An 18,454-nucleotide genomic window follows, 5' to 3' on the forward strand; every position below is an offset into this window, starting at 1 on the left:
CGGCTTACCGGTGATCCATCATCTGAGTGATATCCCCTCGTATCGAGGTGTGTCCTACACCGATTTCACGGCCGATCCCCCAAGTGACGGGGGATCGGCCGTCTCGCGTCTCTGACCTGCGGATTCACGAAACAACCCGTTCGGCCGTACGAACATCACCGTCCGGAACATGAGCTTCCGTTCGTGGGTACGCGCTCCTGTCGTCAAAACCATGTCGCACGGACCTTGCCGAATGGGTGGCCATCCAGGCCCGGAGGGGTGATCATGAGGGGACCAGAGCGCACTTCCCATGAGGAGGCACGGGTGGCCGAGACTCTGAAGAAGGGCAGCCGGGTGACCGGCGCCGCGCGCGACAAGCTCGCGGCAGACCTGAAGAAGAAGTACGACTCCGGTGCGAGCATCCGGGCGCTGGCCGAAGAGACCGGCCGCTCGTATGGCTTCGTGCACCGGATGCTCAGCGAGTCGGGCGTCACGCTCCGTGGGCGTGGCGGGGCGACGCGGGGCAAGAAGGCCGCCTCGTCCTGAACCGGGCGCGGTCCCACCGCCTTCGACGGTGACCACACGGCCGGTCGCTCCCCGGCCCCGCGAGGGGCCCGGGGCGACTGATGGCCGGCCGGGTGGTTACTGTGCAGTCACTTAGCACCGCTCACAGCATGCTCTGCTGACCGCACCCCTCGGAGGCGCCCCATGGCTTCGCCCGACCAGGAACTCGTTCCCCTGCTCGACAAGGACGGCGTACGGCTCACCGTCGACGACGCGCTCGCGACGGTGACGCTGACCAACCCGGCCAAGCGCAACGCGCAGAGCCCCGCGATGTGGCGCGCGCTCGCCGAGGCCGGGCGGCAGCTGCCGGGCTCCGTCCGCGTGGTCGTGCTGCGCGGCGAGGGCAAGTCCTTCTCCGCCGGACTCGACCGGCAGATGTTCACGCCCGAGGGGATCGAGGGCGAACCGTCCTTCGTCGACCTCGCGCGCAGTGGCGACGCCGAACTCGACGGCGCCATCGCGCAGTTCCAGGAGGGCTTCACCTGGTGGCGGCGCAACGACCTCGTGTCCGTCGCCGCCGTGCAGGGCCATGCCATCGGTGCGGGATTCCAGCTCGCGCTCGCCTGCGACCTGCGCGTCGTCGCCGACGACGTGCAGTTCGCCATGCGCGAGACCAGCCTCGGCCTGGTCCCCGACCTCACCGGCACCCACCCGCTCGTCTCGCTGGTCGGTTACGGCCGCGCCGTCGAGATCTGCCTCACCGGCCGCTTCGTGCACGCCGAGGAGGCGGTGAGCTCCGGCCTCGCCAACATCGCCGTGCCCGCGGCTGACCTCGACGCGACCGTCGGCGAACTGGCGGCGGCGCTCCTGGCCGCGCCGCGCGAGGCCGTCATCGAGACCAAGGCGCTGCTGCGGGGCGCGGGCGAGCGGACGTACGACGAGCAGCGCGCCGCCGAGCGAGCCGCCCAGGCCCGCCGGCTCCGCGACCTGGCCGGCCTCGGCGACTGAGGGGTCATCGCACGGCGGTGACCAGCACCGTCACCGTGGGGTGATCCGGCAGTGCCGTCGTCACCGCCTCGCGGACCCGCCGGGCCACGTCCAGCGCCCGGTGGGCCGCGCTCACCGCGAGCTCCACGCGCACATGGCGGCGGGGGAGTGCGGCGCCGGTGAGCTGCCGCTCCTCGATGTGGACGCTCCGCCCGAGCGTCGCCGTCAGCTCCGCCACCCCCGGCACGGCGAGCGCCGAGACGCTCACCCGCAGCTCATCGCCTTCCCGGGCGGGCTGATCCGGCGCGGTCGCCGACGCCGGCGGCCCCAGGACCGGCTCCCGCTCCCCGTCGGCCCCTTCCTCCCCTGCCTCCAGCAGTGCCGTCACCCGCAGATCCACCTCCGAGACCGCTAGCCCCACCCCCTCCGCCGCCGCGGCCAGCGCCTCGCGCAGACGGGACGCCGCGGCCGGCAGCGGCTCGGACGCCGTCGCCGCGAAGTCGGCCGTCACCCGCAGCGGCCCCGGCGGGAGCCCGCTCGGCGGTGGCGGCACGGCCGGCTCGTACACCCCGGACGGATCCGCGAGCGCGATCCGCAGTCCCCCCAGGCGTACGCCCCGCACCTCCCGCACCGCACGCCTCAGCGCCGTGTCCGCCGCGCCCTCCGCGATCCACACGCCGTCCCGCGGCCCGCCCAGCGGCAGCAGTCTGCCCAGCCCCAGCTGCTCCCGCACCGCACGCGTCCACCGTTCAGCCGTCATTCCTCCAGCCTGCCCCATTCCCGGAGCGAGTTCAGGAAACGGCGCTTAACGTGGCAATAAGGACGACAATTGACGTAGAGGGTAAATCGCATAAGAAGGACGTGCGGCGATGAGCGAGACGACGGAGCAGAACCGGACGCAGACACCGGACGGCGGCACCGACCCGACGCAGACCCGCAGGGCCACCCGGAAGGGCGGCGGGGACCCGGGCAGCCGCGGGCGGACCACCATCGCCGACGGAGTCGTGGAGAAGATCGCCGGGCTGGCGGCGCGCGACGTCTTCGGCGTCCACGCCATGGGCAGCGGAGTCAGCCGCACCTTCGGCGCGGTACGGGACCGCGTGCCCGGCGGGGGCAAGTCGGCGACCCGGGGCGTCAAGGCGGAGGTCGGCGAGGTGCAGACCGCGCTCGACCTGGAGATCGTCGTCGACTACGGCGTGTCCATCTCGGACGTCGCCCGGGACGTGCGGGAGAACGTCGTCGCCGGGGTGGAGCGGATGACCGGCCTGGAGGTCGTCGAGGTCAACATCGCGGTGAGCGACGTGAAGCTGCCCGAGGAAGAGGACGAGGAGCCGGAGCCCCGGCTCCAGTGACGCGTCGGCGGCCGGGTGACCGGACCGCTGAAGGGAGTGCATCTTGAACATGGCCTTGGTCGGCATGATCGCCGGCATGGCACTGGGCTTCGCCGGATACTTCGGCGGGTTCGGGGCCTTCGTGCTGGTGGCGGCGCTGGGCGCCGTCGGCTTCGTCGTGGGCCGGTTCCTCGAGGGGGACCTGGACCGCGGCGACTTCTTCCGCACCCGTGAGCACCGGCGCAGGTGACCGCCGTGAACGAGGGGACCGGCGCCCCCGGCGGGCGCCCAGCGGCGGCGGGCGTCCCGCCCGGAGAACGCGGCGCGACCCGGATCGCCGACCGGGTCGTCGCCAAGGTGGCCTCGCAGGCCGCCCGCGAGGCCGTCGGACCGCTGCCGCCCGAGGCCGCCCGCCCGCACGCCACCGTCATCGTGCAGCACCACGAGGCGGCCCGCGTCCGCGTCCACCTCGAACTCGGCTACCCGACGGACATCGGCCCCCGCTGCCACGCGGTGCGTCGTCATGTTACTGAGCGGGTAGGCGCGTTGGTGGGCATGGAGGTGCCGGAAGTCGCCGTGCAGGTCGAACGGCTGTACCTGACGGCGGCACACGGCCCGGCGCACGGGAGGACTCGATGAGCGAGCCCCGGAGTTCCGAGGGCACCACACGACGGCTGCCGGTCCTGGACAAGTCCCCCCAGGACCCGCAGGACCCCTACGACTCCCACGACCCGCACGACCCGCACGACCCGCACGAGCCGCAGGGTCCGCCGGACGCCGGCCCGGGCCCCGCCCCGACCACGCGCGGCGGCCGCTTCTGGTCCGCGCGGCGCGTCCCGGCGGCGCTCGTCGCGCTCCCGCTCCTGGTCCTGGCGGGCGCCCTCCTCTACGACGTCGCCGCCGTCCGCGCCCACCGGCCCGCCCTGCGCGCCCGGCGCGAACTCGCCCGGCAACTCGCCCAACGGCCCCTGGACGACACCTGGGTGCTCGTCGGCGCGGGCGTCGCCGCCGCCCTCGGCCTGTGGCTGGTCCTCCTCGCCGTCACGCCCGGCATGCGCCGCGTCCTGCCCATGCGGCGCACTCACCCCGACGTGCGCGCCGGGCTCCACCGGGGCGCCGCCGCACTGGTGCTGCGCGACCGGGCCATGGAGGTCGCCGGCGTGCAGTCGGTCCGGGTGCACGCCGGGCGCCGCAAGGCCGACGTGCGCGCGGTCTCCCACTTCCGAGATCTGGACGACGTACGGACCGACCTCGACGCCGTGCTCGGCGACGCGATCCGCGGACTGGGCCTGGCCCGGCCGCCCGCGCTGTCGGTGCGCGTGCGCCGGCTCGGCAGGAAGGGATGACGCGATGCTCAGGACCGTCAACCGCGTCGCGATCGGACTCGTGGGACTCGTCCTGCTGGCCCTCGGCGCAGCCGTGCTCGCGGTGGGTCTCGGCGCCCCGCCGCCCTCCTGGTGGATCCACGACGGCAAGCGGGACGTGCTGCTCAGCACCGCCGAACGCACCCACTGGCGGGACGAGACCTGGTGGTGGCCGGCCGTCATCGCCGCGCTGGCGCTGGTCGTGCTGCTCGCCCTGTGGTGGCTGATCGCCGACCTGCGCCGCCGCAGGCTGGGCGAGGTCCTCGTCGACACCGGGGACGGCGCGGGCGCCCTGCTGCGCGGCCGGGCCCTGGAGGACGTGCTGAACGGAGACGCCGCCCGCCTGGACGGCGTCGCCCACGCCCGGACCCACCTCATCGGCCGCAGGGACGCCCCCGAGGCCCGCGTACGCCTCACCCTGGAGCCCCACGTCGACCCGGCGGACGCCCTGGACCACCTCACACACCGGTCCCTCGCCCACGCGCGGGACTCCGCCGCCCTCCCGGCGCTCCCCGCCGAGGTGCGCCTCAAGACCGCCAAGCACCCGGCGGAGAGGGTGAGTTGATCGCTGACTGCACGTGGCTCACGGCTCAGAAGCCGTGCCGCATCCCGCCGTCCACCGGGAGCATGATCCCGGTCAGATAGGAGGCGCCCGGCGAGAGCAGGAAGGCGGCCACCCGGCCGAACTCCTCGGGGCTGCCGTAACGGCGCAGGGGGATACGGGACTCGTTGGCGGCCCGGGTCGCCTCCGGGTCGGCGGACAGCCCGTCCAGCTCGCGGACGCGGTCCGTGTCGATGCGTGAGGGGAGCAGCCCCACCACCCGGATGCCCCGAGGCCCCAGCTCGTCGGCGAGGGACTTCGCGAAGCCGGCGAGCCCGGGGCGCAGCCCGTTGGAGATCGTCAGCCCCGGGATCGGCTCGTGCACCGACCCGGACAGCACGAACCCGATGACGCCCCCGCCCTCCAGCTCGGCCGCCGCCGCCCGCGCCAGCCGCACCGCGCCCAGGAACACCGACTCGAACGCCGTCTGCCACTGCTCGTCCGAGTTGTCGGCGACGAACCCGGGCGGCGGCCCGCCCACGCTCACCAGAATCCCGTCGAAGCGGCCGAAGGCCTCCCGCGCGGCGGCGATCAGCCGTTCGGCCGCCTCCGGGTCGGCGTTGTCGACGGCGACGCCGAACGCGTTCGGCCCGAGCCCGGCCGCCGCGTCGGCGACCCTCTGCTCGTCCCGCCCGGTGACGACGACCTTCGCGCCGTCCGCGACCAGCTCGCGCGCGGCGGCGTTGCCGAGCCCGCGCGTGGCTCCCGTGACGATGTACACCCGGTCCCTCAGTCCAAGATCCATGGCCCCTATCCTGCCTTCTCGCCGTCGAACAGGGTGAGGGCGGTGTTCACCAGGCCGATGTGACTGAAGGCCTGCGGATAGTTCCCCAGGTGGCGGCCCGCCACCGGGTCGTACTCCTCCGCCAGCAGCCCCACGTCGTTGGTGAGGCCCACCAGCCGTTCGAACAGCTCCCGCGCCTCGTCGGCGCGGCCCGTCAGATGCAGGGCCTGCGCGAGCCAGAACGAGCAGGCCAGGAACGCGCCCTCGTCGCCCGGCAGGCCGTCCACGGTGGCCCGCTCGGTGCTGTAGCGGCGCACCAGCCCGTCGTGGCCGAGCTCCGCCCGGACCGCGTCCACCGTGCCGATCACACGCGGATCGTCCGGGGGCAGGAAACCGACGCGCGGGATGAGCAGCAGGGACGCGTCCAGTTCACGTGAGCCGTAGTACTGCGTGAAGGTGTTCCGCTCGGGGTCGTAGCCCTTCTCGCACACCTCGCGGTGCACCTCGTCGCGCAGTTCCCGCCACCGCTCCGGCTCCCCGTCCAGCGCCGGATAGCGCTCCAGCGTGCGCACCGCGCGGTCGGCGGCCACCCACACCATCACCTTGGAGTGCGTGAACTGCCGCCGGCCGCCGCGCACCTCCCACAGCCCCTCGTCCGGCTGCCGCCAGTGCTCGCACAGCCATTTCATCAGCGCGCACTGAAGCGCCCACATGTGCGGCCGCGGCGTCATCCCCGCGACCCGGGCCAGCGACAGCGAGTCCATGACCTCGCCGTACACGTCCAGCTGGAGCTGGTCCACGGCCCCGTTGCCGATGCGTACGGGCGCGGAGCCGGCGTAGCCCGACAGCCACGGCAGCTCGCACTCCGGGAGCCGGCGCTCACCCGCCAGCCCGTACATGATCTGCAGGTCGGCCGGGTCGCCCGCGACGGCGCGCAGCAGCCAGTTCCGCCAGGCCTCGGCCTCCTCCTCGTAGCCGACGGCGAGCAGGGCGCCGAGGGTGAGGGTGGAGTCGCGCAGCCAGCAGTAGCGGTAGTCCCAGTTGCGCACCCCGCCCAGCTCCTCGGGCAGGGAGGTGGTGAGCGCGGCGACGATCCCGCCGGTGGGCACGTAGGTGAGCGCCTTCAGGGTGATCAGGGAGCGCACGACGACGTCCCGGTGCGGCCCGTCGTAGCGGCAGCGCGCCGACCAGGCCTGCCAGTCGGCGACGCTGACGCGCAGCGCCTCCCGCGGGTCGACCAGCGGCGGACGCGGATGGTGCGAGGGGTGCCAGGTCAGGACGAACGCGACGGACTCGCCCTCCTCGACGGTGAACTCGGAGAACGTGCAGAAGTCCTCGCCCCAGGTGAGCACCTCCGGTTCGCTGCGCAGCCACACCGCGTCCGGCCCGGCGACCGCCACCCGGTGCCCGTCGGACCGCCGCATCCACGGCACGACCGAGCCGTAGTCGAAGCGCAGCCGCAGCGTGCTGCGCACGGTGACCCGGCCGCGCAGACCCTCCACGACGCGTACGACGTCGGGGGCCCGGTCGCGCTGCGGCATCAGGTCGGTGACCCGGATGGCCCCGTCGGCCGTCTCCCACTCGGTGTCCAGCACCAGGGTGTCGGGGCGGTAGGCGCGGCGGGTGCAGGGGCCCTCGGGGCCGGAGGGCGCGATCCGCCAGTGGCCGTTGTCCTCGTCGCCGAGGAGGCGGGCGAAGCACGCGCCGGAGTCGAAGCGGGGCAGGCACAGCCAGTCGATCGAGCCGTCCCTGCCGACCAGGGCCGCGGTCTGTTCGTCGCCGATGACGGCGTAGTCCTCGATGCGGGGATGCACGGGGTGCGGGTTCCCGGCGGGCCCCGGGGGCAATCAGGGGTGCGGCCGGGGGAGTGAAGCGTGGCTCATTGCGCCGTCCGCGCCGGAGAAGATCACGCCGGTGTGCGCGGGGGCCTGGTTCAGCACCCACAGCCCGATCAGCGTGGCCAGCGCGAAGACGACGGCCACGAGCACGGTCAGTACGAGTCGCCGGCGGCGTTCACGGCGCAGCCATTCGCCGCGCGCCGTGCGGTAGGCGTCCGGGGCGGGCCGCACGCCGCCGGCCAGCGCCTCCAGCGCCTCGCGCAGCTCCCGCTCGGTGCGGTCCTGGCCGGTGCCGGGCGACCCGGTCGCGTCTCGGTGCGTCATCGCCGGGCCTCCATCGCCTGGGTGAGCGCGGCCAGGCCGCGGGAGGTGTGGGTCTTCACGGAGCCGCAGGAGATGCCCATCGCGGCGGCGATCTCGCCCTCCCTCAGCCCGAGCCAGTGTCGCAGCACGAGCGCCTCGCGCTGCCGGGCCGGCAACTGCTGGAGCGCGTCGATCAGCACGCGCTGGTCGTCGCGCAGCAGCGCCGTACTCTCGGCGGAGGCGACGGCCTCGTCGGGCAGCTCCGGGGGGGCCTCGACATGCCGGCGGGCGACCTGGAGGTGGCGTATCCGCATCCGGGTCAGATTGCAGACCGTGGAGCGCAGATAGGCCTCCGCCGCCTCGGTGTCCCGCAGCCGCCGCCACTTGCGGTAGATCTGGTAGTAGGCCTCGGCGACCACGTTCTCCGGATCGTCGGCGCCGAGCAGCACGGCGAGCCGCAGCATCGAGGAATAGTGCAACTCGAAGAGCCGTGCGACGCCGGCCTCCCGCTCCTCGGCGAGCGGCTCCGCCGGTGCACCGGCCACGGCGGCGAGCGGCTCCGCCGGGTCACCGGCTACCACACCCGCGAGCGGCTCGGCGGGCCCGCCTGCGCCGGCGGCTGCTGGGCGCTCAGGGTGCCTGCCCGCGACGGGGTGCCGCATCGGATCGGTGGCTCCGCTCGGGCCGGCGGGTGTCGTGAGGCCGGCGGGAGTGCCCGGGCCGGTGGGGCTCGTCAGGTCGGCAGGCCCGCCTGTGCCGGCGGGTGCTGGGCGGCCAGGGGGCGCGCCCGTGCGCGGGGGTGGTACGAGGTCGGGCGGCTCGCCGGTGTCGGGGCGGTGCAGTGGCGTCGGAGGTCTGCGTCTCACGGGTTGTTCGCTCCCGTCTCGGGGCGTCGCCTGAGGGACAGGCGGGACGGCAGGTCGGTCGAGTCGGCGCCGCGCGGCACGCCGAGGCGCGTGAGGACGGTGCTGCCCGCCACCGCGACGGTCAGGTTCACCAGCAGGGCCGCGAGCCCGGCGTAGATCTCCAGCGGTCCGAAGCCCAGGCGCACGATGGGAGAGAACCCCTCGCGCACCACCAGGCAGGTGCCGCTCACCATGCCCGCTGCCCACCCGGCGAGCAGCGCCCGCGGGCGCAGCCGTCCCGTGAACAGCCCGATGGCGACCGCAGGGAAGACCTGGAGGATCCACACCCCGCCCAGCAGCTGGAGGTTGACGGCGTCCTGGTCGCGCAGCCCGAGCACGAACGCCACCGCCCCCGCCTTCGCGGTCAGCGACACCGCCTTGGCGACGCGCACCTGCCGCTTGGGCGTGGCCGTCGGATGGACGTACTCGACGTAGACGTTGCGTACGAAGCTCGTGGCGGCGGCGATCGACATCACCGCCGCCGGGACCAGCGCGCCCACGGTGATCGCCGCGAACACCAGCCCGGCCGGCGGCCCGGGCAGCAGCCGGTCGACCAGCATCGGGACGGCCGACTCGGCGGCGCCCTCCGGAGCGCGCACCCCGGCGGCTAGCGCCGCGACGCCGAGGAGGCCGAAGAGGGCGAGCAGCCCGGTCCAGGCCGGCAGCGCCACCGTCACCTTGCGCAGGGTGCGCGGGCCGTCGGCGGCGAACGCCGCGGTGAGCACGTGCGGGTACATCAGCAGGGCCAGCGCGGAGCCGAGCGCGAGGGTGGCGTACGCCGGCTGCTGTCCGGGGGAGAGGATCAGGGGCGAGTGGGCGACGTCCGGGCCGCCCATCCGCCGCGCCGCCCCCTCGAACACCGCCCCCGGCCCGCCGAGCCGTCGCAGCACCAGCCAGCAGACCGCCGTCACCGACACGAAGACCGCGACCGCCTTCAGCGCCGAGATGAGCGTCGGCGCGCGCAGCCCGTGCCGGTAGGTGGCCACCGCGAGCCCCGCGAACAGGCCTACCATCAGCAGGTCCCCGGCCGGCCCGCGCGGGGAGACGCCGCCGGCCGTCAGCACCGCCCGGATCCCGAGCAGTTGCAGCGCCAGGTACGGCATCGTCGCGAGGATCCCGGTCAGCGCCACCGCAAGGGCCAGCGACGGCGACCCGTACCGGCCGCGCACGAAGTCGGCGGCGGTCACATAGCCGTGCCGGCGGGCCACGCTCCACAGCCGGCTCAGCAGGACGAAGGCGAGCGGGAAGACGATCACCGTGTACGGCACGGCGAAGAACGCGGGCGCGCCGTTGCCGTACGCCAGTCCCGGCACGGCCGTGAAGGTGTACGCCGTGAACATCGTTCCGCCGAGCAGCAGCCAGGTCCACACCGGGCCGAGGGAGCGGTCGGCCAGCGCCCAGCCCTCCAGGGAGGGCAGCCGGTCGTTCGGGCGCAGCCGGCGCGCGGTCACGGCGAGCAGCGACGCCCCGCCGATCACGGCGAGGAACGTCGCGGTCATGGCTCCGTCGGCCATGGGTCACCGTCCTTGGTGTGCCTGTGCCCTTACGCGTTGGTTGCGCGAAAGGCCCGTTCGGTTGACGGAGAGCCGCGGGAAAGATTCCGGACTTTCGCTGTCAACCGGTTCCGGAGGGCGGGCAACTCTTGCACAGACCGACGACGGGACGGGACCCCCACGGCCCACGTCGTCGCCGCTCCGCCCGCTCGCCCGAGCGGCCGGACGCTTTCACCCCGCAGTAGGAGCGAGGAGCCGCCATGCCTGCGTCCACCCTGCCCGAAACCGGCCGACCGGTGCCGGAAAAGTCGCGTATGTCACTGCGTGCGGTCCTGTCATGGACGGCCGTCGCCCTGCTCGGCGCCCTCGCCTGGGGTGTGGTCGCGCTGGCCCGGGGCGAGGAGATCTCCGCGGTCTGGCTGGTGACGGCCGCGCTCGGCTCGTACGCCATCGCCTACCGCTTCTACTCGCGGTTCATCGCCCGCCGGGTGCTGCGGCCGGACGATCGCCGTGCCACCCCCGCCGAGCGGTTGGAGGACGGCGTCGACTTCCACCCCACCGACCGCCGGGTCCTGCTCGGCCACCACTTCGCCGCCATCGCCGGCGCCGGACCGCTGGTCGGCCCGGTCCTCGCGGCCCAGATGGGATACCTGCCCGGCACCCTGTGGATCGTCGCCGGCGTGATCTTCGCCGGGGCCGTGCAGGACATGGTCGTGCTGTTCCTGTCGATGCGCCGGGACGGCACGTCGCTCGGCCAGATGGCCCGGGACGAGATCGGCCGGGTGGGCGGCGCCGCGGCCCTGGTCGCCGTCTTCGCCATCATGATCATCCTGCTGGGGGTGCTCGCGCTGGTCGTCGTCAACGCGCTCGCTCACTCCCCGTGGGGCACGTTCTCCGTAGCGATGACGATCCCCATTGCCCTCTTCATGGGCCTGTGGCTGCACCGCGTCCGCCCCGGCCGGGTCGTGGAGACCAGCTTCATCGGCGTCGCCCTGCTGCTCCTCGCGATCGTCGGCGGCGGCTGGGTGCAGAACTCCTCCCTGGCCGGGGCCTTCACCCTCAGTCCCACCACTCTCGTCCTGTGCCTGATCGGCTACGGCTTCGTCGCCTCCGTCCTGCCCGTGTGGATGCTGCTCGCGCCGCGCGACTACCTCTCCACGTTCATGAAGGTCGGCACCATCGCGCTGCTCGCGGTCGGTGTGGTCGTGGCCGCGCCCGTGCTCAGGGCGGACGCGGTGACCGACTTCGCCTCCTCGGGCGCCGGCCCGGTCTTCGCGGGCTCGCTGTTCCCGTTCCTCTTCATCACCGTCGCCTGTGGCGCGCTCTCCGGCTTCCACGCCCTGGTCGCCTCCGGGACCACCCCGAAGCTGATCCAGAAGGAGTCCCAGATCCGGATGATCGGCTACGGCGCCATGCTGATGGAGTCGTTCGTCGCGATCATGGCGCTGATCGCCGCGGCGACCCTGGAGCCGGGCCTCTACTACGCGATGAACGCACCGGCGGGTCTGCTGGGCGGCACGGTCGAGTCCGCGTCCCACGCGGTGGCCGGCCTCGGCTTCACCATCACGCCCGACCAGCTCACCCAGGCCGCCGAGGCCGTCGAGGAGCAGACCCTGATCGCCCGCTCCGGAGGCGCCCCCACTCTGGCCGTCGGTATGTCGGAGATCTTCTCCGGCGTCTTCGGCGGCACCGCGATGAAGGCCTTCTGGTACCACTTCGCCATCATGTTCGAGGCGCTGTTCATCCTGACCACGGTGGACGCGGGCACCCGGGTCGGCCGCTTCATGCTCCAGGACATGCTCGGCAATGTGTGGAAGCCCGTCGGCCGGGTCAACTGGAAGCCGGGGATCTGGCTGTGCAGCGCCCTCGTCGTGGCCGCCTGGGGCTACTTCCTCCACGCCGGCGCCACCGACCCGCTCGGCGGGATCAACCAGCTCTTCCCGCTGTTCGGCATCGCCAACCAGCTGCTGGCCGCCATCGCCCTGACCGTCTGCACGACGGTCCTCGTCAAGTCCGGCCGACTGCGCTGGGCCTGGGTCACGGGCGTCCCGCTGGCCTGGGTCGTCGCGATCACCTTCACCGCCGGCTGGCAGAAGATCTTCTCCGACGACCCCAGGATCGGCTTCTTCGCCCAGCGCGCCAAGTACGCCGACGCCGTCGACGCGGGGCAGCTCCTGCCGCCGGCCAAGTCCCCCGACGACATGCACACGGTGATCACCAACTCCACGGTCGACGGCGTCCTGATCGCCCTCTTCCTGCTCCTGGTCGCGGTGGTCATCGTGAACGCGGCGGTGGTGTGCGTCCGTGCCGTACGCGCCCCGGGGGCCCTCCCGACGACGGAGGCCCCCTACGTCGAGTCCCGCATCGGCGTCCCGGCCCAGGCCCCGTCGAAGCCGCTGGCGCAGGCCCGCCGGTGAGGACGGCGCTCCGGGCGCTCGCGGCGTCGGCGGTGCGCGTGCTGCGGGCGGTGCGCTGGTATCTGCGGGAGCTGACCGGCGAGGCGGAGTACGACCGTCACTGCGAACGGCGTCGCCGCGACCACCCGCACGCCCCCGTCCCCACCCGCCGTGAGTACCAGGCGCTGCGCACGCGACACCGCGAGGACCACCCGCAGAGCCGCTGCTGCTGACGCGCTGAGCCGCGCATTCGCCGAGCGGCTGCCGCTGACGTCGAAGCGCTCGGGCGCAGCCCCCGCAGGGCCCTCGCAGAGTCGCCGCCGCAGCAGCTCAGGAAGCGCCCGGACGGAACCGCCGGCTACACCGCCGCCGGTTCCGTCCGCTCCGTCTGCTCCTGCGCGCTCTCCCGCCGGTCGCGCAGCTCGCGGCGGACCAGCACGACCCAGCCGACCGGCACCGCGGCGGAGAACAGCCACCACTGGATGGCGTACGCGTAGTTCAGCGCGGCGTCCTCGTCACCGGGGCGGCCGATGAGCTGCGGGGTGTCACCCCGGGGCGCGGGCGAGGTCAGCGCGATGTAGCCGCCGAGCACCGGCGCGCCGAGGCGGCGCGCCTCCTGCTCGCTGTTGATCAGCATGACCTGCCGGTCGGGGAGGCCCTTGAGGTCCTTGATGCCGCTCGCCTCGGTCGTCTCGTCGGGCATGAGCCGCCCGGTGACGGTGATCTGTCCGGCGGGCGGCGCGGGCACCCGGGGGAACGCGGTCTGCGTGGGGGCGTCGGCGGGGACCCAGCCCCGGTTGACCAGCAGCACCTTGCCGTCCGTCAGCACGAACGGGGTGAGTACGTGGAAGCCGACCGCCTCGTCGGCGTTGACGCGCCGCCGGACGACGACTTCCCGCGAGGTGTCGAACCGGCCCGTGGCGCTGACGTTGCGGTACCGCTCGTCCCTGGTCACCACGTGCCCCGGTGACGTCATGCGCTCCACCGGGACCGGCGCGGAGGAGAGCGCGTCCGAGACCAGCTGGTTGCGGGCGGTGCGCTCCTCGTAGCGGTGCATCTGCCAGATGCCCAGCCTGATCATCGTGGGGATGAGCAGCAGGGCGACCAGCGTGAGGATCACCCACTGCCGGGACAACAGGAAGCGGTACACCCCACGACCGTACAACTCGGCCCTGGGGCGCACGCGGGTGGGGGCGGTCTCAGACCCGGTCGACGATCCCCACCTTCCCCTCCGCGCGAGCGCAGTGGGCGCCGCAGTACCAGTGGCCCTCGACATCGACGCCCTGCCCGATGATCTGCACACGACAGTGCTCGCAGATCGGTGCCATGCGGTGGATCGCGCAGGAGAAGCAGTCGAAGACGTGCACCGCGCCCTGCGCGTGCACCTCGAAGGTCATGCCGTAGTTGTTGCCGCAGACTTCACATGTCGCCATGCGCCACAGGGTGAGCCGTCGGAGCGGCGCGGGCGAGTCGGCTCCAGGCGAGTCGCCCGTCAATCACCCGTCCGTACGGTCATCCCCGCGAGGCCGGCTCCACGTCGCCCAGCAACTGCCCGAACGCCGCCTCGTCGACCACCGGCGTGCCGTACTGCCGGGCCTTGACCACCTTCGAGGTGCCCGAGTCGGGATCGTTGGTGACCAGCAGACTGGTCAGCCGCGAGAGGGACGTGGCCACGTGCAGGCCCGCCTCGGTCGCGCGGTCCTCCAGCAGTTCGCGCTCGACGGAGGTGTCCCCGGAGAACGCGACCCGCATGCCCTGCTTGAGTCGTTCGCCCGGTTCGTACCGTCCGGGGTTGGGGTAGGGGCACGCGGGCCGCTTGCGGGACGGCCGCCAGCTGCCCGGCCGGTATCCGCCGGCCCCGTGGTCGCCGGGCCCGCTCGCCTGCCGGCCGATGCGCGGCACGGGCCGGTCCTGCCACTCCGTCAGCGGACGGCACTCGTGCAGCGGCAGCCGCACCCCGCCCGCCGCCGCGGCCCGCAGACTCGGCCGGAACGCCTCCGCGAGCACGCGCGCGTCGTCCAGCGCGTGGTGCGCCCGCTGCTGGACGACGCCGAAGTGGGCGGCCAGCGACTCCAGCTTGTGGTTGGGCAGCGGCAGCCTCAGCTCCTTGGACAGCGCGATGGTGCACAGCCGCTGACGCACCGGCGCCTCGCGCTCCGCGCGCGCGTACTCCCGCGCGATCATCTGCCAGTCGAAGACCGCGTTGTGCGCGACGAGCACCCGGCCCGCGAGCCGCTCGGCGAACTCCCCGGCCACGTCCCGGAACAGGGGCGCCCCTTCGAGCGCCTCGCTCGTCAGACCGTGTATCCACACCGGCCCCGGATCGCGCTCGGGGTTGACCAGCGTGTACCAGTGGTCCTCGACCTCGCCGCGCCCGTCCAGCCGGTAGACGGCGGCGGAGACGATCCGGTCGTCGCGGGCCAGTCCGGTGGTCTCCACGTCGACGACCGCGTACCCCTGGGGATAGGCGGCCGGCCACTCCATGGGGGAGGGCGCTGTGGTCGTACGGTCTTCGAGCATGGTCACTGAGGATACGGTCCCCCACCGACAGCCCCGGCACACCGCCCGCCGCACGGGCACATGTCAGCGGCGCCGACGTGCAGTTGACCGGGCCACCGGCCCGCCGCACGCGGCCCCCCGACACACCCGTCGCGCTCGACCGGGCCGAACTGCCCCGCCTCCCCGGGCAGGAGACGTTGGCGGAGATCGCCAAGAAGCAAGCGCGTACCCCCCTTGATACTTGTGGGTAACAACGACTAGCCGCAGGCCACCGGCGGAAATACCGTGCCACCATGCCGAACCTGCCCGATGTCGTGCTGTGGTCGATACCCGCCTTCGTGCTGCTCTCCGTGGTCGAGATGATCAGCGTCCGCCTCCATCCCGACGAGGACGCGGCCGGATACGAGGTGAAGGACGCGGCCACGAGCGTCGGGATGGGGCTCGGGAGCCTCGTCTTCGACTTCCTGTGGAAGATCCCCATCGTCGCCGTCTACACGGCGGTGTACGAACTGACGCCGCTTCGCGTCCCCGTCCTGTGGTGGACGGTCCCCCTGATGCTGCTCGCGCAGGACTTCTTCTACTACTGGTCCCACCGCGGCCACCACGTCATCCGCATCCTGTGGGCCTGTCACGTCGTCCACCACTCCAGCGAGAAGTTCAACCTCACCACCGCCCTGCGCCAGCCCTGGACCTCGCTGACCGTCTGGCCGTTCTACGTCCCGCTCGTCGCCGCCGGCGTCCACCCGGCCGCCCTCGCGTTCTGCTCCTCGGCGAACCTCGTCTACCAGTTCTGGATCCACACCGAGCGCATCGACAAGATGCCCCGGTGGTTCGAGTTCGTCTTCAACACGCCCTCGCACCACCGTGTCCACCACGCCTCCCAAGGCGGCTACCTGGACCGCAACTTCGGCGGCATCCTCATCGTCTGGGATCGGCTCTTCGGGTCGTTCGTGCCGGAAGTGGAGCGGCCCGTCTACGGGTTGACGAAGAACATCCACACCTACAACCCCCTGAAGGTCGCCACCCACGAGTACGTCGCCATCGCCAAGGACCTGCGGGCGGCGCGCAGTTGGCGGGAGCGGGCCGGGCGGGTGTTCGGCGGCCCCGGCTGGCAGCCGGCGCCCGCGACGGCCCCGTCCCCGACGGCTGCCCGGGCGACGCCCGTCGAGCCGGCCGAGAAGAGTCCGGCCGCGTGACCGGCCCCCGTGGCCCCCTCGCCTCCGGCCGTCTCCCCGGGATCCTCCTCGCCGCCTTCGCCCTCACCGCCGCCGTCGATCTCCTCAGCCTCGCGGCCGGGTTCACCCCCGGCCACCAGGCGGCCAAGCCCCTCCTCATGCCCCTGCTGGCCGCCTGGGCGGCGCTCCGCGGCGCGCCCCGGCTCCTCCTGGCGGCCCTCCTCTGCGGCTGGGGCGGTGACGTCCTGCTGCTCTCCGGCGCCGAACCGGCCTTCCTCGCCGGCATGGCCTCCTTCGCCGCCGGCCACGTCTGCTACCTGGCCCTCTTCCACCGGCACGCGCCCGGCCCGCCCCGCGCGCGTGCAGCGCTCCTGGCCCCCTGCTACGCCGTCACTCTCGTCGTCGCCGTCGCCCTGCTGTGGCCCGACCTCCCGGCGGACCTCCGCGTCCCCGTCGCCGGCTACAGCACGCTCCTCACAGTGACGGCCTTCACCGCGGCGGCCCGGCTCGGGCTCGTCGCCGGGCTCGGCGGCGCGCTGTTCCTGCTGTCCGACAGCTTCATCGCGACCGGTGTCGCCGACTGGCCCCAACTCCCGCGCCCCGACCTCTGGATCATGCTCACGTACATCGCGGCCCAGTCGCTGCTGACCCACGGCGCCCTCGGCACACGGCCCGCGCCCACCCGGCCGCGACGGACGCCACGCGTCCCCGCGTGAGTCCGGTCAAGGCTGAGGGCCGGGCGGCGAACCGCCCGGCCCTCGACTTCTCCTACGAGCAGTCCGCTTCGGCTACTTCACCGCACGCAGCGCGTTCACGATGCCGGAGCCGTAGAAGCCGTTGACCTCGTCGTCGCCCACGCACGTCGCGTCGACGACGCCGTCACCGTTGCCGTCGTACGGCTCGGTCGGGCAACCCGGGTTGTCCGCCTGCTTCTTGAGCAGCTTCTGCAGGGCCCCCGGCGACGCCCACGGGTGCGTGGACTTCAGCAGCGCGGCCACACCGGCCACGTGCGGGGACGCCATCGAGGTGCCCTGGAGGAAGCCGTACGCGTTGTTCGGCATCGTCGACAGGATGCGGCCGTTGGCCGACGGGGTGTCCGGGATCTGGTAGCGGTCGCCGCCCGGCGCCGCCACGTCGACCGCGTTCAGGCCGTACGTGGAGTAGTACGACTTGGCGCCCTTGAAGCCCGTCGCGCTCACCGTGACGACGCCCTCCAACTGGGTCGGCACGTCGAAGCACTTGTGCGGGTCGATCGTCCGGGTCACCGGGGTGGTGGAGTCGTCCGGGCTGCTGGAGTCGACGATCGCGTCGGAGTCCAGGTCGTGGTTGGAGTTGCCCGCCGAGGCGACGTTGAGCGTGCCGCTGCGCTGGGCGTACACCTGCGCCCGGTTGACCGCGTCGACGATGGCCTTCTGATCCGGGTCGTCCATGCAGTTGTACAGCCACGGGTCGACGTAGTAGCTGTTGTTGGTGATCTCGACGCTGTGCTCGGCGGCGAACACGAACGCGCAGACCACGTTCTCCGGGTAGAACAGGCCGTCCTTGGGGTCGCTGACCTTGATACCGGCGACCTTCACCCCGGGCGCGACGCCGGCGACGCCGATGCCGTTGCGGGCGGCGGCGATCTCACCGGCGACGTGCGTGCCGTGGTAGTCCTGCTCGGTGTACGGGCGCCAGGCGCCCTCGGAGGTGTCCGCGACGCCGCCGACGCAGTTCGCCGACTGCGACGGCGAGAAGTTCGGGGCGAGGTCCGGGTGGGTGTCGTCGACGCCGGTGTCGATGACGGCGACGGTCACGTCCTTGCTGCCCGGGTTGATGTCGGCGGCCTTGTCGGCGCCGATCGCGCGCAGGTCCCACTGGTCGGCTTCCAGGGGCTCGCCCGCGCCCGCCTTCGCCGACGCGCTCGCGGTCTTCGCGGCCTCGGCCGCCGTCAGCAGCTTCGCCGCGCCCTCGTCGGTGGTCCCCGCGGCGCTGAGCGGCACGGTACGGGTCGCGCCCGCCGACTGCACCCCGCGCACCGCGCGTATCTGCGGACCGAAGTCGGGGTTCGCCGAGCGGACGACGATCACGCCGATCTTCTCGTACGTCGTCACGACGGTGCCGCCGGAGGCGGCGATCGCCTTCTCCACCGACTTGATCGTGCGGGGATCCACCTTCGTGTTGACGACGTACGTCAAGGTGCCGGCGGCGGCCGTCTGCGCGGCGGGAGCCGTGACCGGGGCCGCGGAGGCGGCCGTCGGCAGGAAGCCGAGGGAGGCGGTCAGCGACAGCACGACGGGCACCGCGAGAGCGATACGGCGTCTGGAAGGCAGATGAGCCATGGGGTCTCCACATCATCCGGAAACGGGACCTGTC

At 73.1% G+C, this 18,454-nt stretch carries 21 protein-coding genes; 11 read left to right on the forward strand and 10 right to left on the reverse strand.

All coding sequences use genetic code 11. The annotated features are described in order from the left end of the window. Positions 1 to 303 precede the first annotated feature (303 nt). Both EV567_RS05650 and EV567_RS05655 read left to right on the forward strand, forming a co-directional pair. Positions 304 to 525, forward strand: coding sequence for a helix-turn-helix domain-containing protein (locus EV567_RS05650; protein ID WP_004002281.1), 222 nt, complete (start codon positions 304 to 306; stop codon positions 523 to 525). Positions 526 to 687: 162 nt separating this feature from the next. Next, positions 688 to 1,491, forward strand: a complete 804-nt coding sequence (locus EV567_RS05655; protein ID WP_130437452.1) for an enoyl-CoA hydratase/isomerase family protein — start codon at positions 688 to 690, stop codon at positions 1,489 to 1,491. A 4-nt stretch (positions 1,492 to 1,495) separates the two neighbouring features. Here the strand turns inward: EV567_RS05655 and EV567_RS05660 are convergent, their stop codons facing one another. Continuing rightward, positions 1,496 to 2,230, reverse strand: coding sequence for a nucleopolyhedrovirus P10 family protein (locus EV567_RS05660; RefSeq protein ID WP_130437453.1), 735 nt, complete (start codon positions 2,228 to 2,230; stop codon positions 1,496 to 1,498). 109 nt (positions 2,231 to 2,339) lie between these two features. On the opposite strand from EV567_RS05660, the gene EV567_RS05665 reads away from it, so the two are divergent. Genes EV567_RS05665 through amaP form a run of 5 tightly spaced genes read left to right on the forward strand, consistent with a single transcriptional unit; the run spans position 2,340 to position 4,730 of the window. Then, complete coding sequence (locus EV567_RS05665; RefSeq protein WP_130437454.1) at positions 2,340 to 2,822, forward strand: Asp23/Gls24 family envelope stress response protein; 483 nt, start codon at positions 2,340 to 2,342, stop codon at positions 2,820 to 2,822. A gap of 43 nt (positions 2,823 to 2,865) precedes the next feature. Continuing rightward, on the forward strand, positions 2,866 to 3,051 hold the full coding sequence (locus tag EV567_RS05670; protein WP_130437455.1) for a hypothetical protein: 186 nt from the start codon (positions 2,866 to 2,868) through the stop codon (positions 3,049 to 3,051). After that, positions 3,048 to 3,440: an Asp23/Gls24 family envelope stress response protein gene (locus tag EV567_RS05675; RefSeq protein ID WP_207228676.1), complete on the forward strand. Its 393-nt coding sequence runs from the start codon at positions 3,048 to 3,050 to the stop codon at positions 3,438 to 3,440. The genes EV567_RS05670 and EV567_RS05675 overlap by 4 nt, the downstream gene beginning before the upstream one ends. Further along, entirely contained in the window at positions 3,437 to 4,147 is a 711-nt protein-coding gene (locus tag EV567_RS05680; protein WP_130437457.1) for a DUF6286 domain-containing protein, read from the forward strand. The genes EV567_RS05675 and EV567_RS05680 overlap by 4 nt, the downstream gene beginning before the upstream one ends. Positions 4,148 to 4,151: 4 nt before the next feature. Then, complete coding sequence (amaP, locus tag EV567_RS05685; RefSeq protein WP_130437458.1) at positions 4,152 to 4,730, forward strand: alkaline shock response membrane anchor protein AmaP; 579 nt, start codon at positions 4,152 to 4,154, stop codon at positions 4,728 to 4,730. A 25-nt stretch (positions 4,731 to 4,755) separates the two neighbouring features. Here amaP and EV567_RS05690 read toward each other — a convergent pair whose 3' ends face one another. The 5 genes from EV567_RS05690 to EV567_RS05710 all read right to left on the reverse strand — a co-directional run bounded on the left by EV567_RS05690 (position 4,756) and on the right by EV567_RS05710 (position 10,050). Then, on the reverse strand, positions 4,756 to 5,511 hold the full coding sequence (locus EV567_RS05690) for an SDR family oxidoreductase (RefSeq protein ID WP_130437459.1): 756 nt from the start codon (positions 5,509 to 5,511) through the stop codon (positions 4,756 to 4,758). 5 nt (positions 5,512 to 5,516) lie between these two features. Further along, positions 5,517 to 7,304: a glycoside hydrolase family 15 protein gene (locus EV567_RS05695; RefSeq protein WP_130437460.1), complete on the reverse strand. Its 1,788-nt coding sequence runs from the start codon at positions 7,302 to 7,304 to the stop codon at positions 5,517 to 5,519. A gap of 33 nt (positions 7,305 to 7,337) precedes the next feature. Continuing rightward, positions 7,338 to 7,652, reverse strand: a complete 315-nt coding sequence (locus tag EV567_RS05700) for a hypothetical protein (protein ID WP_130437461.1) — start codon at positions 7,650 to 7,652, stop codon at positions 7,338 to 7,340. Next, the gene (locus EV567_RS05705; RefSeq protein WP_407071564.1) at positions 7,649 to 8,293 is read right to left on the reverse strand and encodes an RNA polymerase sigma factor; all 645 of its coding nucleotides are present in this window, start codon (positions 8,291 to 8,293) and stop codon (positions 7,649 to 7,651) included. Before EV567_RS05705 ends, EV567_RS05700 begins: the two co-directional genes overlap by 4 nt. Positions 8,294 to 8,493: 200 nt before the next feature. Further along, on the reverse strand, positions 8,494 to 10,050 hold the full coding sequence (locus EV567_RS05710; protein WP_130437462.1) for a sodium:solute symporter: 1,557 nt from the start codon (positions 10,048 to 10,050) through the stop codon (positions 8,494 to 8,496). 239 nt (positions 10,051 to 10,289) lie between these two features. On the opposite strand from EV567_RS05710, the gene EV567_RS05715 reads away from it, so the two are divergent. Both EV567_RS05715 and EV567_RS05720 read left to right on the forward strand, forming a co-directional pair. Beyond that, positions 10,290 to 12,446 carry a carbon starvation CstA family protein gene (locus tag EV567_RS05715; RefSeq protein WP_130437463.1) on the forward strand — a complete coding sequence of 719 codons (2,157 nt, stop codon included), beginning with the start codon at positions 10,290 to 10,292 and terminating at the stop codon, positions 12,444 to 12,446. Then, a complete protein-coding gene (locus EV567_RS05720; protein ID WP_165430305.1) occupies positions 12,443 to 12,658 on the forward strand; it encodes a YbdD/YjiX family protein in 216 nt (71 codons plus the stop codon). The genes EV567_RS05715 and EV567_RS05720 overlap by 4 nt, the downstream gene beginning before the upstream one ends. Before the next feature lie 125 nt (positions 12,659 to 12,783). Here EV567_RS05720 and EV567_RS05725 read toward each other — a convergent pair whose 3' ends face one another. The 3 genes from EV567_RS05725 to EV567_RS05735 form a co-directional block, all read right to left on the reverse strand. Then, positions 12,784 to 13,575 carry an SURF1 family protein gene (locus tag EV567_RS05725; protein WP_130437464.1) on the reverse strand — a complete coding sequence of 264 codons (792 nt, stop codon included), beginning with the start codon at positions 13,573 to 13,575 and terminating at the stop codon, positions 12,784 to 12,786. Positions 13,576 to 13,624: 49 nt separating this feature from the next. Then, the gene (locus EV567_RS05730; protein ID WP_130437465.1) at positions 13,625 to 13,858 is read right to left on the reverse strand and encodes a hypothetical protein; all 234 of its coding nucleotides are present in this window, start codon (positions 13,856 to 13,858) and stop codon (positions 13,625 to 13,627) included. 79 nt (positions 13,859 to 13,937) lie between these two features. After that, a complete protein-coding gene (locus EV567_RS05735; RefSeq protein WP_130437466.1) occupies positions 13,938 to 14,945 on the reverse strand; it encodes a DEDDh family exonuclease in 1,008 nt (335 codons plus the stop codon). A gap of 272 nt (positions 14,946 to 15,217) precedes the next feature. Here EV567_RS05735 and EV567_RS05740 point away from each other — a divergent pair, with 272 nt between their 5' ends. Beyond that, positions 15,218 to 16,120, forward strand: coding sequence for a sterol desaturase family protein (locus EV567_RS05740; RefSeq protein WP_130437467.1), 903 nt, complete (start codon positions 15,218 to 15,220; stop codon positions 16,118 to 16,120). Continuing rightward, positions 16,117 to 16,815 (forward strand): lysoplasmalogenase, encoded by a 699-nt coding sequence (locus EV567_RS05745; RefSeq protein WP_242620673.1) that lies wholly within the window; start codon positions 16,117 to 16,119, stop codon positions 16,813 to 16,815. Before EV567_RS05740 ends, EV567_RS05745 begins: the two co-directional genes overlap by 4 nt. Before the next feature lie 72 nt (positions 16,816 to 16,887). On the opposite strand, the gene EV567_RS05750 is transcribed toward EV567_RS05745, so the two are convergent. Further along, positions 16,888 to 18,420, reverse strand: coding sequence for a S8 family serine peptidase (locus EV567_RS05750; RefSeq protein ID WP_130437468.1), 1,533 nt, complete (start codon positions 18,418 to 18,420; stop codon positions 16,888 to 16,890). Positions 18,421 to 18,454 lie beyond the last annotated feature (34 nt).

The sequence above is a fragment of the Streptomyces sp. BK239 genome (assembly GCF_004217285.1).
Lineage (GTDB): Bacteria > Actinomycetota > Actinomycetes > Streptomycetales > Streptomycetaceae > Streptomyces.